The sequence below is a fragment of the Embleya scabrispora DSM 41855 genome (assembly GCF_000372745.1).
In the GTDB taxonomy this organism is placed as follows: Bacteria; Actinomycetota; Actinomycetes; order Streptomycetales; family Streptomycetaceae; genus Embleya; species Embleya scabrispora.
Genome location: NZ_KB889562.1, coordinates 220,397 through 237,219, shown reverse-complemented (window position 1 = coordinate 237,219; position 16,823 = coordinate 220,397). Strand labels below are relative to the sequence as shown.

Here is a 16,823-nt window from a genome sequence, read left to right as displayed (position 1 = left end):
TCACCCACCGGGGTGGTCCAAGCAACCTGGTCGGTGAAAAACGAGGTCGCGCCGCCTCAGCCGGCCGCGCGGTGTGCTCCCGGGGTGTGTCCGAACGCGCGGCGGAACACGTCGATGAACGCGCTCGCCGAGGACCACCCGCAGCGGTGCGCGACGGTGGTCACCGCCACGTCCTCGGCGAGCAGGCGCAGCGCGTGGTGCAGGCGCAACTGGGTGCGCCACTGCGGGAACGTCATGCCCATCTCGGCGGCGAACAGCCGGGTCAGCGTGCGCTCTCCGGCCCCCACGTCGGCGCCCAGCGCGGCGAGCGTGCGCTGGTCGGCGGGATCGGCGCGCAGCAGCTCGCACACCGCGACCAGACGCGAGTCCCGGCCGACGGGCAGGTGCAGCGCCTGCTGCGGGCTGTGCCGGAGCTGGTCCAGGAGCACCGCCAGGATTCGGGAACCCTCGTCGGTGTCCACGAGTTCGGGCCGGCTGTAGGCGATGATCAGCTCGCGCAGCAGCGGACCGACCGCGAGCACGGCGGGCCGATCCAGGCCCAGTGGGTTGTTGTCGGCCGGGATGCCCACCGCGTGCAGGACGGTTTGCCCGTGCGCGCGATGTCGGTGCACGGTGCCGGCCGGGATCCACAACGCGCGGGTGGCCGGCGCGACCCAGCTGCCGGCGTCGGTGATCACCGACAACACGCCGCGACCGGCATGGACGATCTGGTGCACGTCGTGCCGATGCGCGGTCACGCCACCGCCCGCGGGCAGGTGGCGGGTGATCGTGCTCAGCCCGGTCGGCGGCTCGGCAAGGGGTTGGCGGGAGATCGGCATCATCTGGCAGATTATCGGAAGTCCGCCGGACCCGTCGGCTTCGATCATCGACGGGTGAGCGATCCCGTACCCGTCGAACCCCCCGGCGCCCTCGACCCCGCCGCCCTCGCCGAGCATCCGGCGCCGGCCGCGCATGCTCGCGTCGCCGCGCCGTCGACCCCCGTGACCCGCGCCGAGCGTCGAGCCATCCCGATGATGGCGATCGGCCACGCCACCGTGGACTTCTACCAGGGCGCCGTGCCCTGCCTGGTCCCGTTCCTGGTGGCCGAACGGCACTACGGCTACGTCGCCGCCTCCGGAATCGTGCTCGCCGCCACGCTGCTCTCCTCGATCGTGCAGCCGCTGTTCGGCGCCCTCACCGACCGCTGGACCATGCCGTGGTTGATCCCGGTCAGCACGACCGGCGCGGGCCTGGGCATCGCACTGGCCGGGCCCGCCGACTCGTACGTGCTCACCTGGCTCGCGATCGCGCTGTCCGGGATGGGCGTCGCCGCCTACCACCCGGAGTCGGCCCGGCTGGCCCGGGTGGCCTGCCGGGGCAGCCACGTCGCGATGGGCTGGTACTCGCTCGGCGGCAACATCGGCTTCGCGCTCGCGCCGGTCGTCGCCTCGCCGATCCTGTCCGCGGGCGGCCTGGGCGCCACCCCGTGGCTGCTGCTGCCCGCGGTCGCCGGGGTCCTGGTGACCGCGTCGGTGATCCGCGGACTGGCCCGACACGCGGCCGCGACCCGCGCCGGCGGCGGCGTGCGCCCTGCGGACGACTGGCCGAGGTTCGCCCGGCTGTCCGCCGTCATCGTCTGCCGTTCGATCGTCTTCATCGGCCTGAGCACCTTCATCGCGCTGTACGCCGAACAGCACACGGCCGGCGGCTCGACGGCCGGCTCCATCGCCCTGTTCACCCTCTTCGCGGGCGGCGCGATCGGCACCGTGCTCGGCGGCCGACTCGCCGCGCGCCGGGGCCGCATCCGCACCCTGCGCCGCGCGTACGCCGCCTCCGTCCCGGCCACCGCCGGCATCGTGCTCGTGCCCGGCCCGGCCCGGCCCTGTACCTCTTCATCGCGGCCGCCGCGATCGCCCTCTACGTCCCGTTCTCCCTGCACGTCACCCTCGGCCAGGACTACCTGCCCAACCGCGTCGGCACCGCGAGCGGCGTCACCCTGGGCCTGGCCGTCAGCATCGGCGGCGTGGCCACCCCCGCGATCGGCGCCCTCGCCGAACTCACCACCCTGCGCGCGGCCCTGGCCCCACTGATCGTGCTGTGCGCCCTCGCCTGGTTCCTGTCCCGAAGCCTGACCGACCCCGAGCCGCAGTCCCCGGACCCCGCATCGACCCCGCCCGGGAAGGAATAGGCCCGGCCCCTTCCGGGGACCCACGTGATCATGACCCTTCGCGCCCTGGCCCTGGACTTCGGCGACACCCTGGCCGTCCCCGGGCCGGGTCCGGACGGCCACACGGTCCTGGAGGTGCTGCGCCGGATGCCCGGCACCGACGTCCCGGACACGTTCGTCGCCGCCTTCGAGCACGTGCACCGCATCACCCGCGAGGGCGACCGGGTCCGGGACACGCACACCGCGTTCGCCGACGAGATCCGGCATGCCGCCGCCCTGTGCGGAGCGCGCGTGCCACACCCCGAGGCGGTCGTCGAGCCGGTCTTCGAGCACATCCCCGATTCGCGGGTCATCCGCCGGGCCGCCGAGGCGTTGCGGCGCATTCGCGATCGCCGCGACCTGGTGTGCGTGCTCGCCTGCGATACCCAGCGCCCCGAGTCGGTGCGCCGGCGGACGCTGGCCGAGGCGGGCATCGAGGCGTGCTTCGACGCCGTCGTGCTGTCCAGCACGATCGGCCTGCGCAAACCGAATCCGCAGTTCTACGCCGAGGTCGAACGCGCGTGCGGCAACATCGCCCGCGAGCAGATCATGTTCGTCGGGAACACCCCGACCAAGGACGCCACCGCGCCACACGTGTACGGCATGCAGGCGGTGTTGATCGCGCCGACCGGACGCCCCACGGGGCTGGCCGAGGCGATCGGGGTGATCGACCACTTCGCCGACCTCCCCGATTACCTCGATCGGGCCGCCGCGGGTGAAGCGGACCCGGGCGGGGTCAGGCCCGAATGTCCGCCACGCGCTCCACGTTGAGCACGTCGGCGATGTCCTGGCTCTCGGCGGTGGCGAACCACGCGTCCAGGATCTCGATCAGCACCGGCCCGGAGGTCAACCGCAGGCTCAGCGCGAGCACGTTGGCGTGGTTCCAGCGCCGCGCACCGGACGCCGTGGCCGCGTCCGTGCACAGCGCCGCCCGGATCCCGTCCACCTTGTTCGCCGCGATCGAGGCGCCCGTACCGGTCCAGCAGCACACGATCGCCTGATCGGCCCGACCCGCGGTCACCTCCCGCGCGGCGGCCGCGCTCACCGGCGCCCAGTCGTCGGCGAACTCCGGCCGGTGGTGCGGGTCGAAGGCGCCGAAGGGCAGCACCTCGTGACCGCGCTTCCGCAGTTCGTCGGCGAGATAGACGCCACAGCCCTTGATCTGGTCGGCCGAGATCGCGATGCGCATCGGACACTCCTTGGTCGGTGCATTGTCGGTGCCGGGTGTGAGACTGGAAAGCATGGTCCCCACGGACACTGTGCACGTGACCCGACACACCTCCGCGCTCGGGTCCATGGAGATCGGGTCCGGGCCCCCGCATCCCGCGCTCGCGACGCTGATCGACGCCTACCGCGGGTACGACGAACACACCCTCGCGCCGTTGCGCCGCCGCGAGCCGGCGACCGGATCGATCACCGTCGTCATCGGCTTCGCCCCGGTGCGGGTGTGGTCCCCACGCGACCCGGGGTACGGCCCGGGGACCACCAGCTCGTTCGTGGCCGGCCTGCACGACGGGCCCGCGATCGTCGAGCACGACGGTCACCAGGCCGGCATCCAGATCGACCTCACCCCGCTGGGCGCCTACACGCTGCTCGGCCTGCCGCTCGCGGAGATCGCCGACCGGGTCGTGCACCTCGACGACCTGCCCGGGTGGGACGCCGGCGCGCTGGTCGACCGGTTGCGGTCCGCGCCGAACTGGTCCGCCCGGTTCGCGCACCTGGACCGGATCCTGCTGCGTCGCCGCGAGCAGGGCCCCGTACCGCTGCCCGAGGTGGTCCGCTGCTGGGAGCTGATCAGGGCGAGCGCGGGCCGGATCGAGGTCACCGCCCTCGCCCGGGAGACCGGCTGGAGCCGGCGCCACCTGGGCGCACGCTTTCGGGAGACGCTCGGACTGCCGCCCAAGACGGTGGCCCGGGTGCTGCGCTTTCGGCATGCGATCGAGCTGCTCGACGGGCCGCCGCGCGGTTGGGCGGAGATCGCGACCGAGGCGGGCTACTACGACCAGGCGCACTTCAACCGCGAGTTCAAGGTGCTCGCGGGCTGCACTCCCCGCGCCTATCTGGCCGACCGGATGCCCGCCGGCGGCGGCCTGGTGGGCTGACCGGCCGGCGCGCCGACCGTTCCCGTTTATCCAATACCGCACGAGGTCACTCGCCGGAAGCTGGAGTCGACTACCCGGCAGGCCCCGGAGGCAACGCACCGCGTCCGGCGGCCTCGGCAACATCCGGCATCAAGGAGTGCACCATGAGCGACAAGGCCCTCGTCTCCGACCTGGTCCCGACGCTGCGCTACAACGACGCGACGGCGGCGATCACCTTCCTCGAGAACGCGTTCGGGATGAGCGCGGTCCTGGTGGTTCCCGGCGACGACGACACCGTCGCGCACGCGGAGCTGGCGTTCGGCAACGGCATGATCATGCTCGGCACCAACCTGCCCGAGGGCTGCGGCGACCAACTGCGTTGGCCGGTCGGCGGCTCGGCCGTCTACGGCATCGTCGACGGCGACGTGGACGCGCACTGCGCCCGGGCGGTGGCGGCGGGCGCGACCGTGGTGCGTGAGCCGAAGGACGAGGACTACGGCGGCCGCGGCTACACGGTGCGCGACCCGGAGGGCAACCTGTGGAGCTTCGGGACGTACCGCCCGCAGGTCTGAGCCGTGAGCGCGGTCCGGCCGGCGGTCCAGGCCCTGTCCGGCGGCTTTCGGCGGGGCCACGGCCGCCGGACGGGGTCGAGGCGGCGACGCGGGGCGCCGCCTCGATCCCACCGGCCGAACCGCGCTCAGCCCTCGTGCGCCGCGAGGTAGCGGTCCACCTTGGCTCGCTCGTACGCGTACACCGGCTCGATCGGGGCGACCGGGACGAAGGTCGCCGTCGCGCAGTCCTCGTACAGGTCCACCCGGGTGTAGCCGACGCCGGCCACCCCCTGGTACATGCCCGCCGGCGGGAACACGTCGGCGCGGTAGGCGACGGCCGGAGCCGCCCACACCGGCACCCCGGCCAGCACCCCGCAGGTCGCGTGGTGATTGTGGCCGGTCAGCACGATCCGCACGTCGGTCCCGGCGATCACCGCGCCCAACCGGGCCGGGTCGCGCAGCGAGAGCCGTTCCAGGAACGCGAGCGGGGTGGGAATCGGCGGGTGATGCAGGCCGAGCACCGTGCCGCCGGCCGCCGGCGTGGCCAACTCGGCGCGCAGCCACTGCAGCTGATCTTCCGTCAGGTCGCCGGAGTGGCTGCCGGGTGTGGTGCTGTCCAGCATGATCACCCGTACTTCGCCGGCCGTGTGCACGAAGTCGTGCGGGTCGGTGGACGCGGTCGTGCCGAGCAGCCCCTCGCGAAACGCCGCGCGGTCGTCGTGGTTGCCCATCCCGTACAGCGCCGGCGCGCCGATCCGCGGCCCGGCCTCGGCCAGCAGCGCCCGCAGTCGCCGATAGGCCCGCGGGTCGCCGGTGTCCGCGAGGTCGCCGGTGAACAGCAGGGCGGTGGGGGCGAGGTCGGCCGCCTCGACCGCCGCGAGCGCTTGGCGCAGCTGTTCGGCGGTGTCCAGCCGGTCGAGCAGCAGCTCACCCTCCGGGACCAGGTGCACGTCGCTGAACTGGACCAGCGTCTGGCGCGGGATACGCACGGCAATCCTCCTGCGGGCAGGGCGACGCGACACGTGTCACCCGGGGAGGCACAGTCCATCGCCGATAGGCGACAAGGTCAAGCATTTCCCCGATCGACCTGCCGCCGACCCGCTCCAACGCACGGGCTAGCGTTTTCCCGTGGAGATCAAGACTCTGGGGTACGACCACCCCGACGTGCGCAAGCTGGTCGCCGATGTGCAGCAGGAATACGTGGAGCGCTACGGCGACCCCGACGAGTCGGCGGTCGACCCGGCCGACTTCCTGCCGCCGGAGGGCCTGTTCTGCGTGGCCTACCAGGACGACGCCCCGGTGGCCAGCGGCGGCTGGCGGGCCCGCGGCGCCGCGGACGACGATCCGAGCCTGCGGGCGGGCGACGCCGAACTCAAGCGCATGTACGTGGTGCCGCACGCGCGCGGGCGCGGCCTGTCCCGGGTGATGCTCGCGCACCTGGAGGAGTCCGCCCGCGCGGCCGGCCGGCTGCGCCTGGTCCTGGAGACCGGCGACAAGCAGCCCGAGGCGATAGCGCTGTACCGCTCGTGCGGCTACGAACCGATACGCGGGTTCGGGTACTACAAGGACCACGAGAACAGCATGTGCTTCGCGAAGGTGCTCTGAGCGGCAGTCCCGCGACGCGGGCCGACCGGGTGCCGAGAGACGTCGTTCAGGGCGTCCCGCCCCATCGGTTGGCGATGGCTGGAGGGCCTGCTCCACGTCGAGGGGCCGGCGGCGGGATCGACCCCGCCGCCGGCCCCTCGACCCTCAGTGCTCGACGTCCGATTCGGCCGTCCGCGCGCCGCGCAGCATGAACCAGGCCGCGACGGCCGCCGCGAGCAGTACCGCCGCGCCCGCGCCGGCCGCGATCCGCAGCCCCTCCAAAAACGCGTCGTTCGCCGAGTGGGTGAGGTCCGCCGCGACCTGCCCGTGCACCGTCCCGGCCGCCTCCGCGGCGCCCGCGAGCGACTCGCGCGCGTCGGAGGCCACGTCCGCGGAAACGCCCTCGGGTATCGCCACGTGGCCACGGTAGATCCCGGTGACCACCGAACCCAGCAGCGCGATGCCCAGCGCCGCGCCCAATTCGTACGCGGTCTCCGAGACCGCCGAGGCCGCGCCCGCGTTCTCCTTCGGCGCGCTGCCCAGGATCAGGTCGGCGGTGACGGTGAACGAGAAGCCCGCGCCGGCCCCGACCAGGAGCAGCACACCGCCCAGGTAGAGGTACGGCGTGTCCTCGGACAGCACGGTCAGCGCGCCGAGGGCGAGGCCGATCGCGGTCAGCCCACTCGTCACCACCACGCGCGGGGTGAGCCGGCGTGCGGCCAGACCCGCGAGCAGACCCGAGACGATCGCCCCGGCCGTGGCCGGCAGTTCGGCCAGGCCGGCCTGCAACGGGCTGCGGCCCTGGACCAGTTGCAGGAACTGGGACAGGAAGAAGATCAGCCCGGACATGCCGAGCACCGAGAGCAGGTCGGCGAGCACCGAGCCGCTGAAGGCCCGGTTGCGAAACAGCCGCATGTCCAGGAGCGGCACCGGCAGCGACAACTGCCGGCGGCCGAACCACACCAGTGCGCCCACGCCGATCACCAGCGCCGCCCACACGTCCCAGCGCAGCAGGCCGTGTGTGGCGGCCTCCTTGATCGCGTAGACGGTGGCGATCATGCCGACCAGCGACAGCGTCGCGCTGAGCATGTCCCACGGGCCCGGGTTCGGATTGCGCGACTCCGGCAGCATCTTGATGCCGACCACGATCAGCACCGCCATCACCGGCAGATTGATCAGGAAGACCGAGCCCCACCAGAAGTGTTCGAGCAAAAAGCCGCCGACCACCGGGCCGAACGCGGCGCCGGCCATCGACATCGCGCCCCACACACCGATCGCGAAACTGCGCTCGCGCGCGTCCGGAAAGATGTTGCGGACCAGTGCGAGGGTGGACGGCATCAGCGACGCACCGGCCACGCCCATCGCGACGCGGGCCGCGATCAGCGCCTCGGCGCTGGGCGCGTAGGCGGCCACCACGGACAGCGCGCCGAACGCGGCCGAGCCCCACAGCAGCAGCTTCTTGCGGCCGATCCGGTCGCCCAGGGTGCCGGCGGTGACCAGCAGACCGGCGATGACGAACGAGTAGACGTCGCCGATCCACAACAACTGGGTGCCGGTCGGTTCGAGGTCCTCGCTGAGGAACGGGATCGCCAGGCCGAGGACCGTGGCGTCGATCGCCACGAGCAGCACCGAAAGGGTCAGTACACCCAGGGCGATCCAACGGCCCGGCGCACCCTTTTCGGAGCTGCCGGTGCCGGTATGAACGGGGGTTGAGGAAGTCGTGCCACTGGCCATGATCAGGATTCCAAGCAAAGAGACGGGTCGGCTGTGTGGAGCAGCCGGGGAGTCGCGGTGGAACGGTTGCCGGCGCCGAGGCGGCGGCGTGGGCGGGCCGCGGAGGCCGATTCGCGCCGGACCCGGATCAGCCGGGGCGGCGGGCGGCGCCGCCGAGCAGGAGTTCGGCCACCGAGCGGGCCGCGTCACGGCCGGCGAGCCGGCCCTCGTGGACCGCCCAGCCGGCGGCGGCGACGAACGAGAACAGCGCCTCGGAGACCCATTGCGCGGTGAGGTCCACCCGCATCGAGCCGTTCTCCTGGCCGCGCCGGACCGCGGCGGCGACCTGCTCGTCCATCACGCTCCAGGCCTGCTCCAGGCCCGGATCACCGACGAGTGAGCTCTCCCCGTACAGGAACGCCAGATATTCGGCGCACGGCATGAGGCGGTCCACCAGACCGCGCAGCACCGCCGGCACGTCCTCGCCGGCGGTCAGGTCGGCGGCGTCGATCGCACGGCCGATCTGCGCCGACGCCTGCGCGCCGAGCGCGGCGATCAGCGCCGGCCGGCCCGGGAACATCCGGTGCAGCGTGGCCCGGCTGATCCCGGCGGCTCGGGCGATCTCGTCCATGGACGACGCGGGTCGCCGGAGCAGCAGGGTGACGGCGGCGCGCAGCACGTGCTCGTTGTCGGTGGGCATGGATCAACTCTAGCCCAGGTGAGACATCTATGTCTCATTATTTACCCGATGGATTCAGTTGGAACCCTGTGGCGTCAGTTCCGGTCGCGGCTCCTGCCAGGTCAGCACCGGCTCGGTGGCCCCGCCCCGAAGCACCGCGCCGGGAAAGATCCGCAGCCGCCACGGCGACAGGCGCATCACCGCGAAGCCCGGCGACAGGGGGTGCTCCCAGCCGGGCACCCCGATCCCGGCCGGGTCGTAGCCCAGCGGCTCGGGGGTGTCCCGGAACAGATTCCACACCCGCTCGCGGATCTCCGGCTCGAAGAGCAGATCCGCGCGGCACTCGGCCGCGCACGTGTCGTGTGAGGGCGACCAGTAGTTGCACGACACGAACGGATTGCGGGCGATGTGCGCGCGCTTGGTCGGGGTGGGCGCGGTGGCCACCCAACCGGTCAACCGCCCGTGCTCCCACACCCAGTACGGATGCAGGATCCGGGTTCGCGGCCGACCCGCGCTGTCCACGGTGGCGATCGACGCCCACACGATCGAGTGCGCCATGGCGATGAAGGCCGGGGCCGCGGTATCCAGATCGGTCATGGCGGCAACCCCTGTCTCGTCCTGACGGCCCGGCACGTCACCGCCCATACTGTCGTGAACGCGCGCGACCCTAAAGGCCCGACGGGAAGTCGTACGAGGCCGGCGGCATGATCCGGGCAGGGCCCGGTCGTGACCCCGGTGCGGAGGTGACGGTTCATCGGGGCCTTCCGGAGGCGGACGAAATCAACAACCTGTCCGGTCCGCGGGCCCGGACGGAAGCCGACCGGGCACTTCCGGCGCGGACTTCACCCGTTCGGCCCCACGCCGAGCACGCGCGTCGACGCGGGAGGAACCCGGTGCGCCCAGTCGGGCCGGCCCGCGATCCGGCGGGACTGAGCCGCGCTCGGCCGGGCAGACGTCGTGCGACCCACCCGCGGGCGGTCCGTCGGGTGTCCCTAGGGGGCGGAACCAGTGATACGCACCAGCCACCGGCAGCGGCGCATCGAGAACGAACGCCCCTGGTTCACCAAACAGCGGTGGATCCTGCTCCTGCTCGTGGTCCTGCCGCCGATCGGCGCGGTGCTGATGTGGATGGTCACCCGATGGACGCCGATGACCAAACTCGTGCTGTCCGTGGTCGCGGCGCTCTGGTGCGGGGCCCTGGTGATCGGGTTGAGTACCAACCTGGAGACGCACGACAGGAGCCCCGACCCGGTCGCGCCGATCGTCGACGACGGTCGTGGCCCGCAATCGTCTCCGTGAACCGATCGCCGCCACGGATGGAGTTGCCGGTCGATGCCCACCCCGTCGCACATCACGCCGTTTCGAATCGACGTACCCGACGCCGACCTGGTGGACCTGCGGGTGCGCCTGGCGCGCACCCGATGGCCCGAGGCCGAGCCGGTGGACGATTGGTCGCAGGGCATCCCGCTGGCCTATACGCGCGAGTTGGCCGAGTACTGGCGAACCACCTACGACTGGCGCAAGACCGAGGCGCGGCTGAACGCCCATGCCCACTTCAAGGCCGAACTCGACGGCCTGGGTATCCACTTCCTGCACGCGCCCTCGCGGCATCCGGACGCGCTGCCGCTGATCCTGACCCACGGCTGGCCCGGGTCGATCGTCGAATTCATGGACGTGATCGACCCGTTGACCGACCCCACCGCGCACGGCGGCGACGCGGCCGACGCGTTCCACGTGGTGCTGCCCTCGCTGCCCGGCTACGGCTTCAGTGACCGGCCGGCCGAGACCGGCTGGGGGATCGACCGGATCGCCCGGGCGTGGGCCGCGCTGATGGCCGACCTGGGCTACCCGCGCTACGGCGCGCAGGGCGGCGACTGGGGGTCGATGGTCACCGCGTCCATCGGTCGGCAGGACCCCGAGCATGTGCTCGGCATCCACCTGAACATGCCGGTGGCGATGCCGGACGCGGAGGCGATGAAGGATCCGACGCCGGCCGAACGGCAGGCGCTGGCCGACCTGGGCACGCACTCCGAGTGGGGTGCGGGCTACAGCAAGATCCAGTCCACCCGGCCGCAGACGCTCGGCTACGGGCTGGCCGACTCGCCGGTCGGCCAACTGGCCTGGATCGTGGAGAAGTTCCAGCAGTGGACCGACTGCGACGGCCATCCGGAAAACGTGCTGTCCCGCGATCACATGCTGGACAACGTGATGCTGTACTGGCTCACCGACACGGCCGCGTCCTCGGCCCGGCTGTACTGGGAGAGCTACCGCGACCCCGACCTGTCCGAGGTCGGCGTCCCGACCGGCTGCTCGATCTTCCCGCGGGAGATCATCCGTTCCTCGCGCCGCTGGGCCGCCAACCGCTTCACCGATCTGCGCTACTGGAACGAACTCGACCGAGGCGGCCATTTCGCGGCCTTCGAACAACCGGAAACCTTCGTCGAGGAGGTCCGCCGCTTCTTCCGCCTGATCCGCGGCTGAGCCGGGCCACTTCGACCCCGGCGGCACGGGAGGGGTGGTCGGGCGCGAGGCCCCGCCGCGACCGGAGTCGGGCGGGACCTCGCGCGTCGCGCGCTACGCCGCGCTCGCGCCCAGGACGCTGCCCAGGAGGTCGTCGAGGCCGACCAGGCCCAGCAGGGTGCCGTCGGCGGCGTGTACCAGGGCCAGCGACGCGCGGCGTTCCTGAAGGGCGGCCACGGCACGCTGGATCGGGGTGTCCACGCCCAGAGTGAGCACCGAAGTGGCCAACTCGCCGGCGGTGTTGCCGGAACTCTGGGTGCGCGACGTGAGCACCTTGCGGATGTGCACCACGCCGAACAGCGTGCCGTCCTCGCTCCGCACCAGCAGCCGGTTGCGGCCGTTGCGCCGGGACATCGCGACGATCTCGTCCGGTCCCGCGTCGGCCGGCACCGAGTCGATCTCGGCGGTCGGCACGACCAGTCGGGCCAGCGGTTCGGTGTGCGTGCGCAGCGTGCCGGAGAGCACGTCGTGCGACGAACCGTCGATCAGGCCGAGTCGGCGGGACTCGCCGACCAGGCGGCGCAGTCCCTCCGCGTCCTTGGGATGGGACAGCTCGTCCTTGGGGTCGACCCGGGCCAGCCGCAGGATCGCGTTGCTGACCCCGTTCATCGCCAGCAAGAGCGGCCGCACCACCCGGGTGTAGCCGCGGAAGGACGGCGCGAGCACGAGCGCGACCTTCTCCGGGCCGGCGATCGCCCAGGACTTGGGCGCCATCTCGCCCAGCACCATGTGCAGGATCACCACGACCACCAGCGCGATCGTGAACGCCACCGCGTGCCCCGCCGCGGCCGGCATGCCGACCGCGTCGAAGAGCGGGTCGAGCATGGTCGCGATGGCCGGTTCGGAGACGATGCCCAGGCCCAGCGAACACATGGTGATACCGAGCTGGGCGCCGGCCAGCATCAGCGACAGCTCGCGCACGCCGGCCAGCGCCGACTTCGCGCCGCGCTTGCGCTCGGCGACCAGCGCCTCCAGGCGATGCCGGCGCGCGGCCACCATCGCGAACTCGGCCGCGACGAAGAACGCGTTGCCCACGAGCAGCGCGATGGTGACGGCCAGCGCCGGCCACAGGCCCAGTTCCAGCGAGCCCAGGCCACCCCCGGAGGCCAGGGACGGGGTCATGCGGTCACCTCTGTGTTGCGCTTGGAGCGCCCCTCGGCGCTCCATTCGGAAGCGTCCCGGGGGAACGCGGGGGCCGAGGTCAGTACGCGGATCCGGACCAGCGCCGGCACGTGCCGCTCGACCTCGAGCACCTCGATCTCGGTGTAGCGGATCGGTTCGTCGTCCTCGTCGGGCGTGCGCCCGGCGCGCACCTCGTCGGGGTCGGGCACCCTGATCCGATCGCCCACCTCGGGCAGTCGGCCCAGGTGCGCGATGACCAGGCCGCCGAGGGTGTCGTACGGGCCGTCCGGCAGCTCCGCGCCGACGATCCGCTCGGTCTCGTCCACGCGCAGCCCCGCGTCCAGCCGCCACCAGCCGTCCTCGGGCTCGGTGTCGACGGGGTCCTCGTCGTCGCTCTCGTCGGCGATCTCGCCGACCAGTTCCTCGGCCACGTCCTCGTAGGTGACGATCCCGGCCAGGCCGCCGTGCTCGTCCAGCACGACCGCGAACTCCTCGTGCGCGGCCCGTAGCTGTTCGAGCAGCGAGGCCAGCCCGGCGGTGTCCGGGACGAGCAGCGCGGGGCGCGCGATCGACCCGGCGCTCACGTGCGCGGCGTCCTCGGGCGCCACCTCCAGGAGGCAGGCCACCCCGACCACGCCCAGTACGTCGTCCACCCGCTCGCCGACCACCGGATAGTGCGAGTGGCCGCACTCGGCGACCAGCTCGATCAACTCGGCGGCGGTGGTCTCGGCCCGCACCCGGACCACGTCCGGACGCGGCACCATCACCTGATCCACGGTCAGGTCGCCGAAGGCGATCGCGCGGCGCAGGATCCCGGACAGAGCGGGGTCGAGGTCGCCGTCCCGGCCGGCCTCGTCGACGATGTGCGCGAGTTCCTCGGTGGTGGCGCCGCCGTGCAGCTCCTCGACCGGCTCGATGCCTATCGCCCGCACGATGCGGTTGGCCAGCGTGTCGAAGAGGCGGATCAGCGGGCCGGCGACCTTGAGGTAGACCAGCGTGGGTCGGCCGAGCAGGATCGCCACCCGTTCGGGTTCGGCGATGCCCCAGTTCTTGGGGACCAGCTCACCGAGCACCATCTGGATCGCGGTGGCCACCGCGAAGCCGAGGATCAGCGAGATCACCGGGACCACGCCGTCGGGGACGGCGATCAGGTCCAGGAGGGGGGAGATCACCGCCGCGAGCGCGGGTTCGGCGATGAAGCCGACCAGCAGGGCCGTCACGGTGATGCCCAACTGGGCACCGGACAGCATGAACGAAAGTCGCCCCATCACCGTCATCGCCCGGGCCGCGGCCTTGTCGCCGGATTCGGCACGGCGGCGCAGCAGGCTGCGATCGGCCGCCACGTAGGCGAACTCCTGGGCGACGAAGAAACCGGTACCGAGGGTCAGCACGACGATCGCGGCTATGCCCAGAGCCGCGGTCATGAGACCGCCTCCCGGACGTCGCGGCTTCGATCACAGTCTCGGGAGGGACCGGTACTAGGGGGGTCCGTCTCTTGGGCGGACACGCACGCTCCTTGTTCGACTTGCTCAACGGGCAATTCAGGGTCAAAACACTTACCAGGCCGAACGTATCATCGTGCGCGCTTGTTCCCCGGGCCCGGGCGCGGAACCGTGCGAAAGGCGTCGGATTCGAACCGGTAGCAAAAGATGCTTGGCTTTGTGCCCCGCGTCATGACAATCTGTGCTTCCTCGAACACCGTGTGGTGATCAGCCTTCGTCGAGTGCGTGCGGCTCGTGCGCTGTGGCGAGGGGAGTACAGAAGTGCGGCGCCTCCTGCGGAAGGCGTCGTGAAGTTCATCCGTACGGGGGAGCGACCCGCGCCTTCCCGTCCGGAAGATTGGTACCGGGAACCTGCACCGCCGCAATGACGTTGACAACATCAGACGGGGGCAGCGTGTACGACAGCAGCCCTGATCCGGCCGACGCCGGCTCGCCCGAGGTGCCCGCATCGGACCTCCCAGCGCGCGAGAAGGAGACCATGCCTCGCACACTCGACGACTACGCCGTGTCGCTCGCCGCGTTGAAGGCCTACGACATCACCGGTGTTCGTCCACGCGACCTCCGCCGATTCCGCGATTTCGGAGAACTGCCGGACGGCGTGCCCGAGGCCGTCGTGCTGCGCGCGCAGCGCATCGTGGAGGAGGAACGGGACCGGTTGTTGCGGCTGACCACCGGTTCGTGACCGCCCGCGCGGCGACCCGACCCGGTCGTCCGTCGTGAGAGCGTTTCCACCGATCGCCCGTGTGGTCGACTGCCTCGTCCGGTCGCCTTCGTCGGAGGTTCCCCGGCCTGCCACAAGCGTCCCGGCCCCGTCGACTGCGTGTCAGTTGCTCCCGTTGAGATAGGCCAGCACGGCGAGTACGCGCCGATTCGTCTCGTCCGACGTGTCGATCGACAACTTCGCGAAGATGTTCGTGGTGTGCTTGCTCACCGCACCCTCCGAGACGAACAGCCGCCCCGCGATGGCCGCGTTCGAACAGCCCTCGGCCATCAGCTCGAGCACCTCGCGCTCGCGCGGTGTCAGCTGCGCCAGCGGTTTGTCCCGCACATTGCGGGCGAGCAGCTTCGAGATCACCTCGGGGTCCATCGCGGTGCCCCCCGACGCCACTCGGCGGACCGCGTCCACGAACTCGTCCGTGTTGAACACCCGATCCTTGAGCAGGTAGCCGACCGCACCGGTGCCGTCCGCGAGCAATTCGCGGGCGTACAGCTGCTCGACGTACTGCGACAGCACCAGAATCGGCAGCCCCGGAACACGCCGACGGGCCTCCAGGGCGGCCTGGAGGCCCTCGTCGGTGAAGGTCGGCGGCAGCCGGACGTCGACGACCGCGACGTCCGGCTTGTGTTCCACCAGGGCCCTGAGCAGTTCGGGACCGTTGTCCACGGCGGCGACGATCTCGAAGCCGTGGGCCTGGAGCAGGCGGACGAGCCCGTCCCTCAGGAGAGCGAGGTCTTCCGCGAGGACAAGTCGCACGGCAGCTCCATGATCACAGTCGTCGGGCCGCCCTCGGGGGAGTCGAGGGCGAGCGTTCCGTCGAATGTATCGAGTCGCCGCTCGATGCCGCGCAGACCGGTGCCCTTCATCAGGTCGGCACCACCGACGCCGTCGTCGGTGACGGTGATCCGCAACTTGCCGTCCACGTAGGTCAGATCGATCTCGACGTGTTGTCCGCCGGAGTGCTTGGCCGCGTTGGTGAGCACCTCGGTGACCGCGAAGTAGGCCGCGGATTCCAGCGGAAGCTCGGGCCGGGCGGGCAGCGTGACGTTGACGTTGACGTCGAGCGGGCTCTCCAGGGCCACCGCGCGCACCGCGTCGCCCAGACCGCGGTCGGAGAGCACCGGCGGGTGGATGCCCCGGACCAGGTCGCGCAGTTCGTGCAGGGCCTTGGCGGAGGCGGCACGGGTCTCCGCGAGCAGCGTGCGGGCGGCCTCCGGGTCGGTGCTCAGCAGCGCCTCCGCGGCGCCCAGGTTCATGCCCATCGCGACCAGGCGGGCCTGCGCGCCGTCGTGCAGGTCGCGCTCGATCCGGCGCAGTTCGGCCGCCGAGGCGTCCACGGCGTCGGTCCGGCTCTCGGTCAGGTGCTGGACCCGCAGCGCCAACTCGGCCTCCTTGGTGGGGGCGAGCAGGGACCGGTTCCACAGTGCGTTGACTCGGGCGAACCAGGGGGCGAGGGCCAGGCCGGCGATCATCTGGACCAGGCCCCACGGCAGCGCGAGGCCGGCCCGTTGCGAGCTGTCCACCTTGATGAACGTGTACCACTGCGGGTCGACGTGTCGGTAGGCCACCTCCCACAGGAAGGGCATCAGCACGCCGTGCAGGCCGTTCACGATCAGCATCATCGGCAGGCACGCGAGCAGCAGGCTCGACGGCAGGTACAACAGTGCCCACAGCAGGTCCCGCCAGGTGGCCCCCTCGGTGATCGCCTGCCGGGTCCGCCGCCACAGCCCGGTCACGCCCCTGCCCTGCGGCAACCGCCGGTAGGGGACCGCGATCGGGACGTCGGACCACGAGCCCATCGCGGTCCGGGTCAGGTTGGCGGTGGCGCGCAGCAGCAGTATCAGCGGAAAGAAGAACAGCAGGCCGACGCCCAGCGGCACGAGTGCCATGAACACGACGCAGGTGATGAACAGTGCGAGGGCCGGTACGGAGAGGAAGACCAGCACGAAGCCACGCCAGGCGGACAGCAGCGCCCGGCCCAACCACCGACCCCTTGCCGGTGGATCGGCGCTGTGCGGCGTGAGCGTGCTCATGAGGGTCCTCCCGTGGATGTACCGTGCGCTGCTGGTTGCACCAGTGTGTCGGGCGACGAGCGCGCAGGTCACTGGGGAGGCACCCCGCGCGGGGGTGGGGCTGAACCCACCCCCGCGCACCGGTTTGCCGGCTCC

General features: G+C 71.8%; 17 protein-coding genes and 1 pseudogene. 8 read left to right on the top strand and 10 right to left on the bottom strand.

Annotation, left to right across the window (positions count from 1 at the left end; genetic code table 11):
* Nucleotides 1-56: 56 nt before the first annotated feature.
* Nucleotides 57-821, bottom strand: a complete 765-nt coding sequence (locus A3IC_RS0103130) for an AraC family transcriptional regulator (RefSeq protein ID WP_040876084.1) — start codon at nt 819-821, stop codon at nt 57-59.
* 189 nt (nt 822-1,010) lie between these two features.
* On the opposite strand from A3IC_RS0103130, the pseudogene A3IC_RS52195 reads away from it, so the two are divergent.
* A pseudogene (locus A3IC_RS52195) lies at nt 1,011-2,167 on the top strand (MFS transporter).
* Between the two features lie 30 nt (nt 2,168-2,197).
* Nucleotides 2,198-2,956 (top strand): HAD family hydrolase, encoded by a 759-nt coding sequence (locus A3IC_RS61730; RefSeq protein ID WP_158695786.1) that lies wholly within the window; start codon nt 2,198-2,200, stop codon nt 2,954-2,956.
* On the opposite strand, the gene A3IC_RS0103115 is transcribed toward A3IC_RS61730, so the two are convergent.
* Nucleotides 2,922-3,374 carry an RpiB/LacA/LacB family sugar-phosphate isomerase gene (locus A3IC_RS0103115; protein ID WP_020548606.1) on the bottom strand — a complete coding sequence of 151 codons (453 nt, stop codon included), beginning with the start codon at nt 3,372-3,374 and terminating at the stop codon, nt 2,922-2,924. The genes A3IC_RS61730 and A3IC_RS0103115 overlap by 35 nt on opposite strands.
* Before the next feature lie 76 nt (nt 3,375-3,450).
* Between A3IC_RS0103115 and A3IC_RS0103110 the strand changes: the two genes are divergently transcribed.
* Both A3IC_RS0103110 and A3IC_RS0103105 read left to right on the top strand, forming a co-directional pair.
* A complete protein-coding gene (locus A3IC_RS0103110; protein ID WP_158695785.1) occupies nt 3,451-4,287 on the top strand; it encodes a helix-turn-helix domain-containing protein in 837 nt (278 codons plus the stop codon).
* Nucleotides 4,288-4,430: 143 nt separating this feature from the next.
* Nucleotides 4,431-4,838 (top strand): VOC family protein, encoded by a 408-nt coding sequence (locus A3IC_RS0103105; protein ID WP_020548604.1) that lies wholly within the window; start codon nt 4,431-4,433, stop codon nt 4,836-4,838.
* Nucleotides 4,839-4,963: 125 nt separating this feature from the next.
* Here A3IC_RS0103105 and A3IC_RS0103100 read toward each other — a convergent pair whose 3' ends face one another.
* Nucleotides 4,964-5,806, bottom strand: coding sequence for a metallophosphoesterase (locus A3IC_RS0103100; RefSeq protein ID WP_020548603.1), 843 nt, complete (start codon nt 5,804-5,806; stop codon nt 4,964-4,966).
* A 139-nt stretch (nt 5,807-5,945) separates the two neighbouring features.
* On the opposite strand from A3IC_RS0103100, the gene A3IC_RS0103095 reads away from it, so the two are divergent.
* Nucleotides 5,946-6,422, top strand: coding sequence for a GNAT family N-acetyltransferase (locus tag A3IC_RS0103095; RefSeq protein ID WP_020548602.1), 477 nt, complete (start codon nt 5,946-5,948; stop codon nt 6,420-6,422).
* A 144-nt stretch (nt 6,423-6,566) separates the two neighbouring features.
* Here A3IC_RS0103095 and A3IC_RS0103090 read toward each other — a convergent pair whose 3' ends face one another.
* The 3 genes from A3IC_RS0103090 to A3IC_RS52185 form a co-directional block, all read right to left on the bottom strand.
* On the bottom strand, nt 6,567-8,135 hold the full coding sequence (locus A3IC_RS0103090; RefSeq protein ID WP_026217827.1) for an MFS transporter: 1,569 nt from the start codon (nt 8,133-8,135) through the stop codon (nt 6,567-6,569).
* A gap of 127 nt (nt 8,136-8,262) precedes the next feature.
* Nucleotides 8,263-8,814 (bottom strand): TetR/AcrR family transcriptional regulator, encoded by a 552-nt coding sequence (locus A3IC_RS0103085; RefSeq protein WP_020548600.1) that lies wholly within the window; start codon nt 8,812-8,814, stop codon nt 8,263-8,265.
* Nucleotides 8,815-8,868: 54 nt separating this feature from the next.
* Nucleotides 8,869-9,390, bottom strand: coding sequence for a pyridoxamine 5'-phosphate oxidase family protein (locus A3IC_RS52185; protein ID WP_020548599.1), 522 nt, complete (start codon nt 9,388-9,390; stop codon nt 8,869-8,871).
* 411 nt (nt 9,391-9,801) lie between these two features.
* Between A3IC_RS52185 and A3IC_RS0103075 the strand changes: the two genes are divergently transcribed.
* Nucleotides 9,802-10,092 carry a hypothetical protein gene (locus tag A3IC_RS0103075; RefSeq protein ID WP_020548598.1) on the top strand — a complete coding sequence of 97 codons (291 nt, stop codon included), beginning with the start codon at nt 9,802-9,804 and terminating at the stop codon, nt 10,090-10,092.
* Between the two features lie 33 nt (nt 10,093-10,125).
* Nucleotides 10,126-11,274 (top strand): epoxide hydrolase family protein, encoded by a 1,149-nt coding sequence (locus A3IC_RS0103070; protein WP_020548597.1) that lies wholly within the window; start codon nt 10,126-10,128, stop codon nt 11,272-11,274.
* Nucleotides 11,275-11,367: 93 nt separating this feature from the next.
* On the opposite strand, the gene A3IC_RS0103065 is transcribed toward A3IC_RS0103070, so the two are convergent.
* Together A3IC_RS0103065 and A3IC_RS52180 are read right to left on the bottom strand one after the other, a co-directional pair.
* A complete protein-coding gene (locus A3IC_RS0103065) occupies nt 11,368-12,435 on the bottom strand; it encodes a hemolysin family protein (RefSeq protein WP_020548596.1) in 1,068 nt (355 codons plus the stop codon).
* A complete protein-coding gene (locus A3IC_RS52180; RefSeq protein ID WP_020548595.1) occupies nt 12,432-13,859 on the bottom strand; it encodes a hemolysin family protein in 1,428 nt (475 codons plus the stop codon). The genes A3IC_RS0103065 and A3IC_RS52180 overlap by 4 nt, the downstream gene beginning before the upstream one ends.
* 556 nt (nt 13,860-14,415) lie before the next feature.
* Between A3IC_RS52180 and A3IC_RS0103055 the strand changes: the two genes are divergently transcribed.
* Nucleotides 14,416-14,619, top strand: a complete 204-nt coding sequence (locus A3IC_RS0103055) for a hypothetical protein (RefSeq protein WP_158695784.1) — start codon at nt 14,416-14,418, stop codon at nt 14,617-14,619.
* 141 nt (nt 14,620-14,760) lie between these two features.
* Here A3IC_RS0103055 and A3IC_RS0103050 read toward each other — a convergent pair whose 3' ends face one another.
* Both A3IC_RS0103050 and A3IC_RS0103045 read right to left on the bottom strand, forming a co-directional pair.
* On the bottom strand, nt 14,761-15,411 hold the full coding sequence (locus A3IC_RS0103050) for a LuxR C-terminal-related transcriptional regulator (protein ID WP_020548593.1): 651 nt from the start codon (nt 15,409-15,411) through the stop codon (nt 14,761-14,763).
* Nucleotides 15,375-16,688: a sensor histidine kinase gene (locus tag A3IC_RS0103045; protein WP_052173177.1), complete on the bottom strand. Its 1,314-nt coding sequence runs from the start codon at nt 16,686-16,688 to the stop codon at nt 15,375-15,377. The genes A3IC_RS0103050 and A3IC_RS0103045 overlap by 37 nt, the downstream gene beginning before the upstream one ends.
* Between the last annotated feature and the right edge of the window lie 135 nt (nt 16,689-16,823).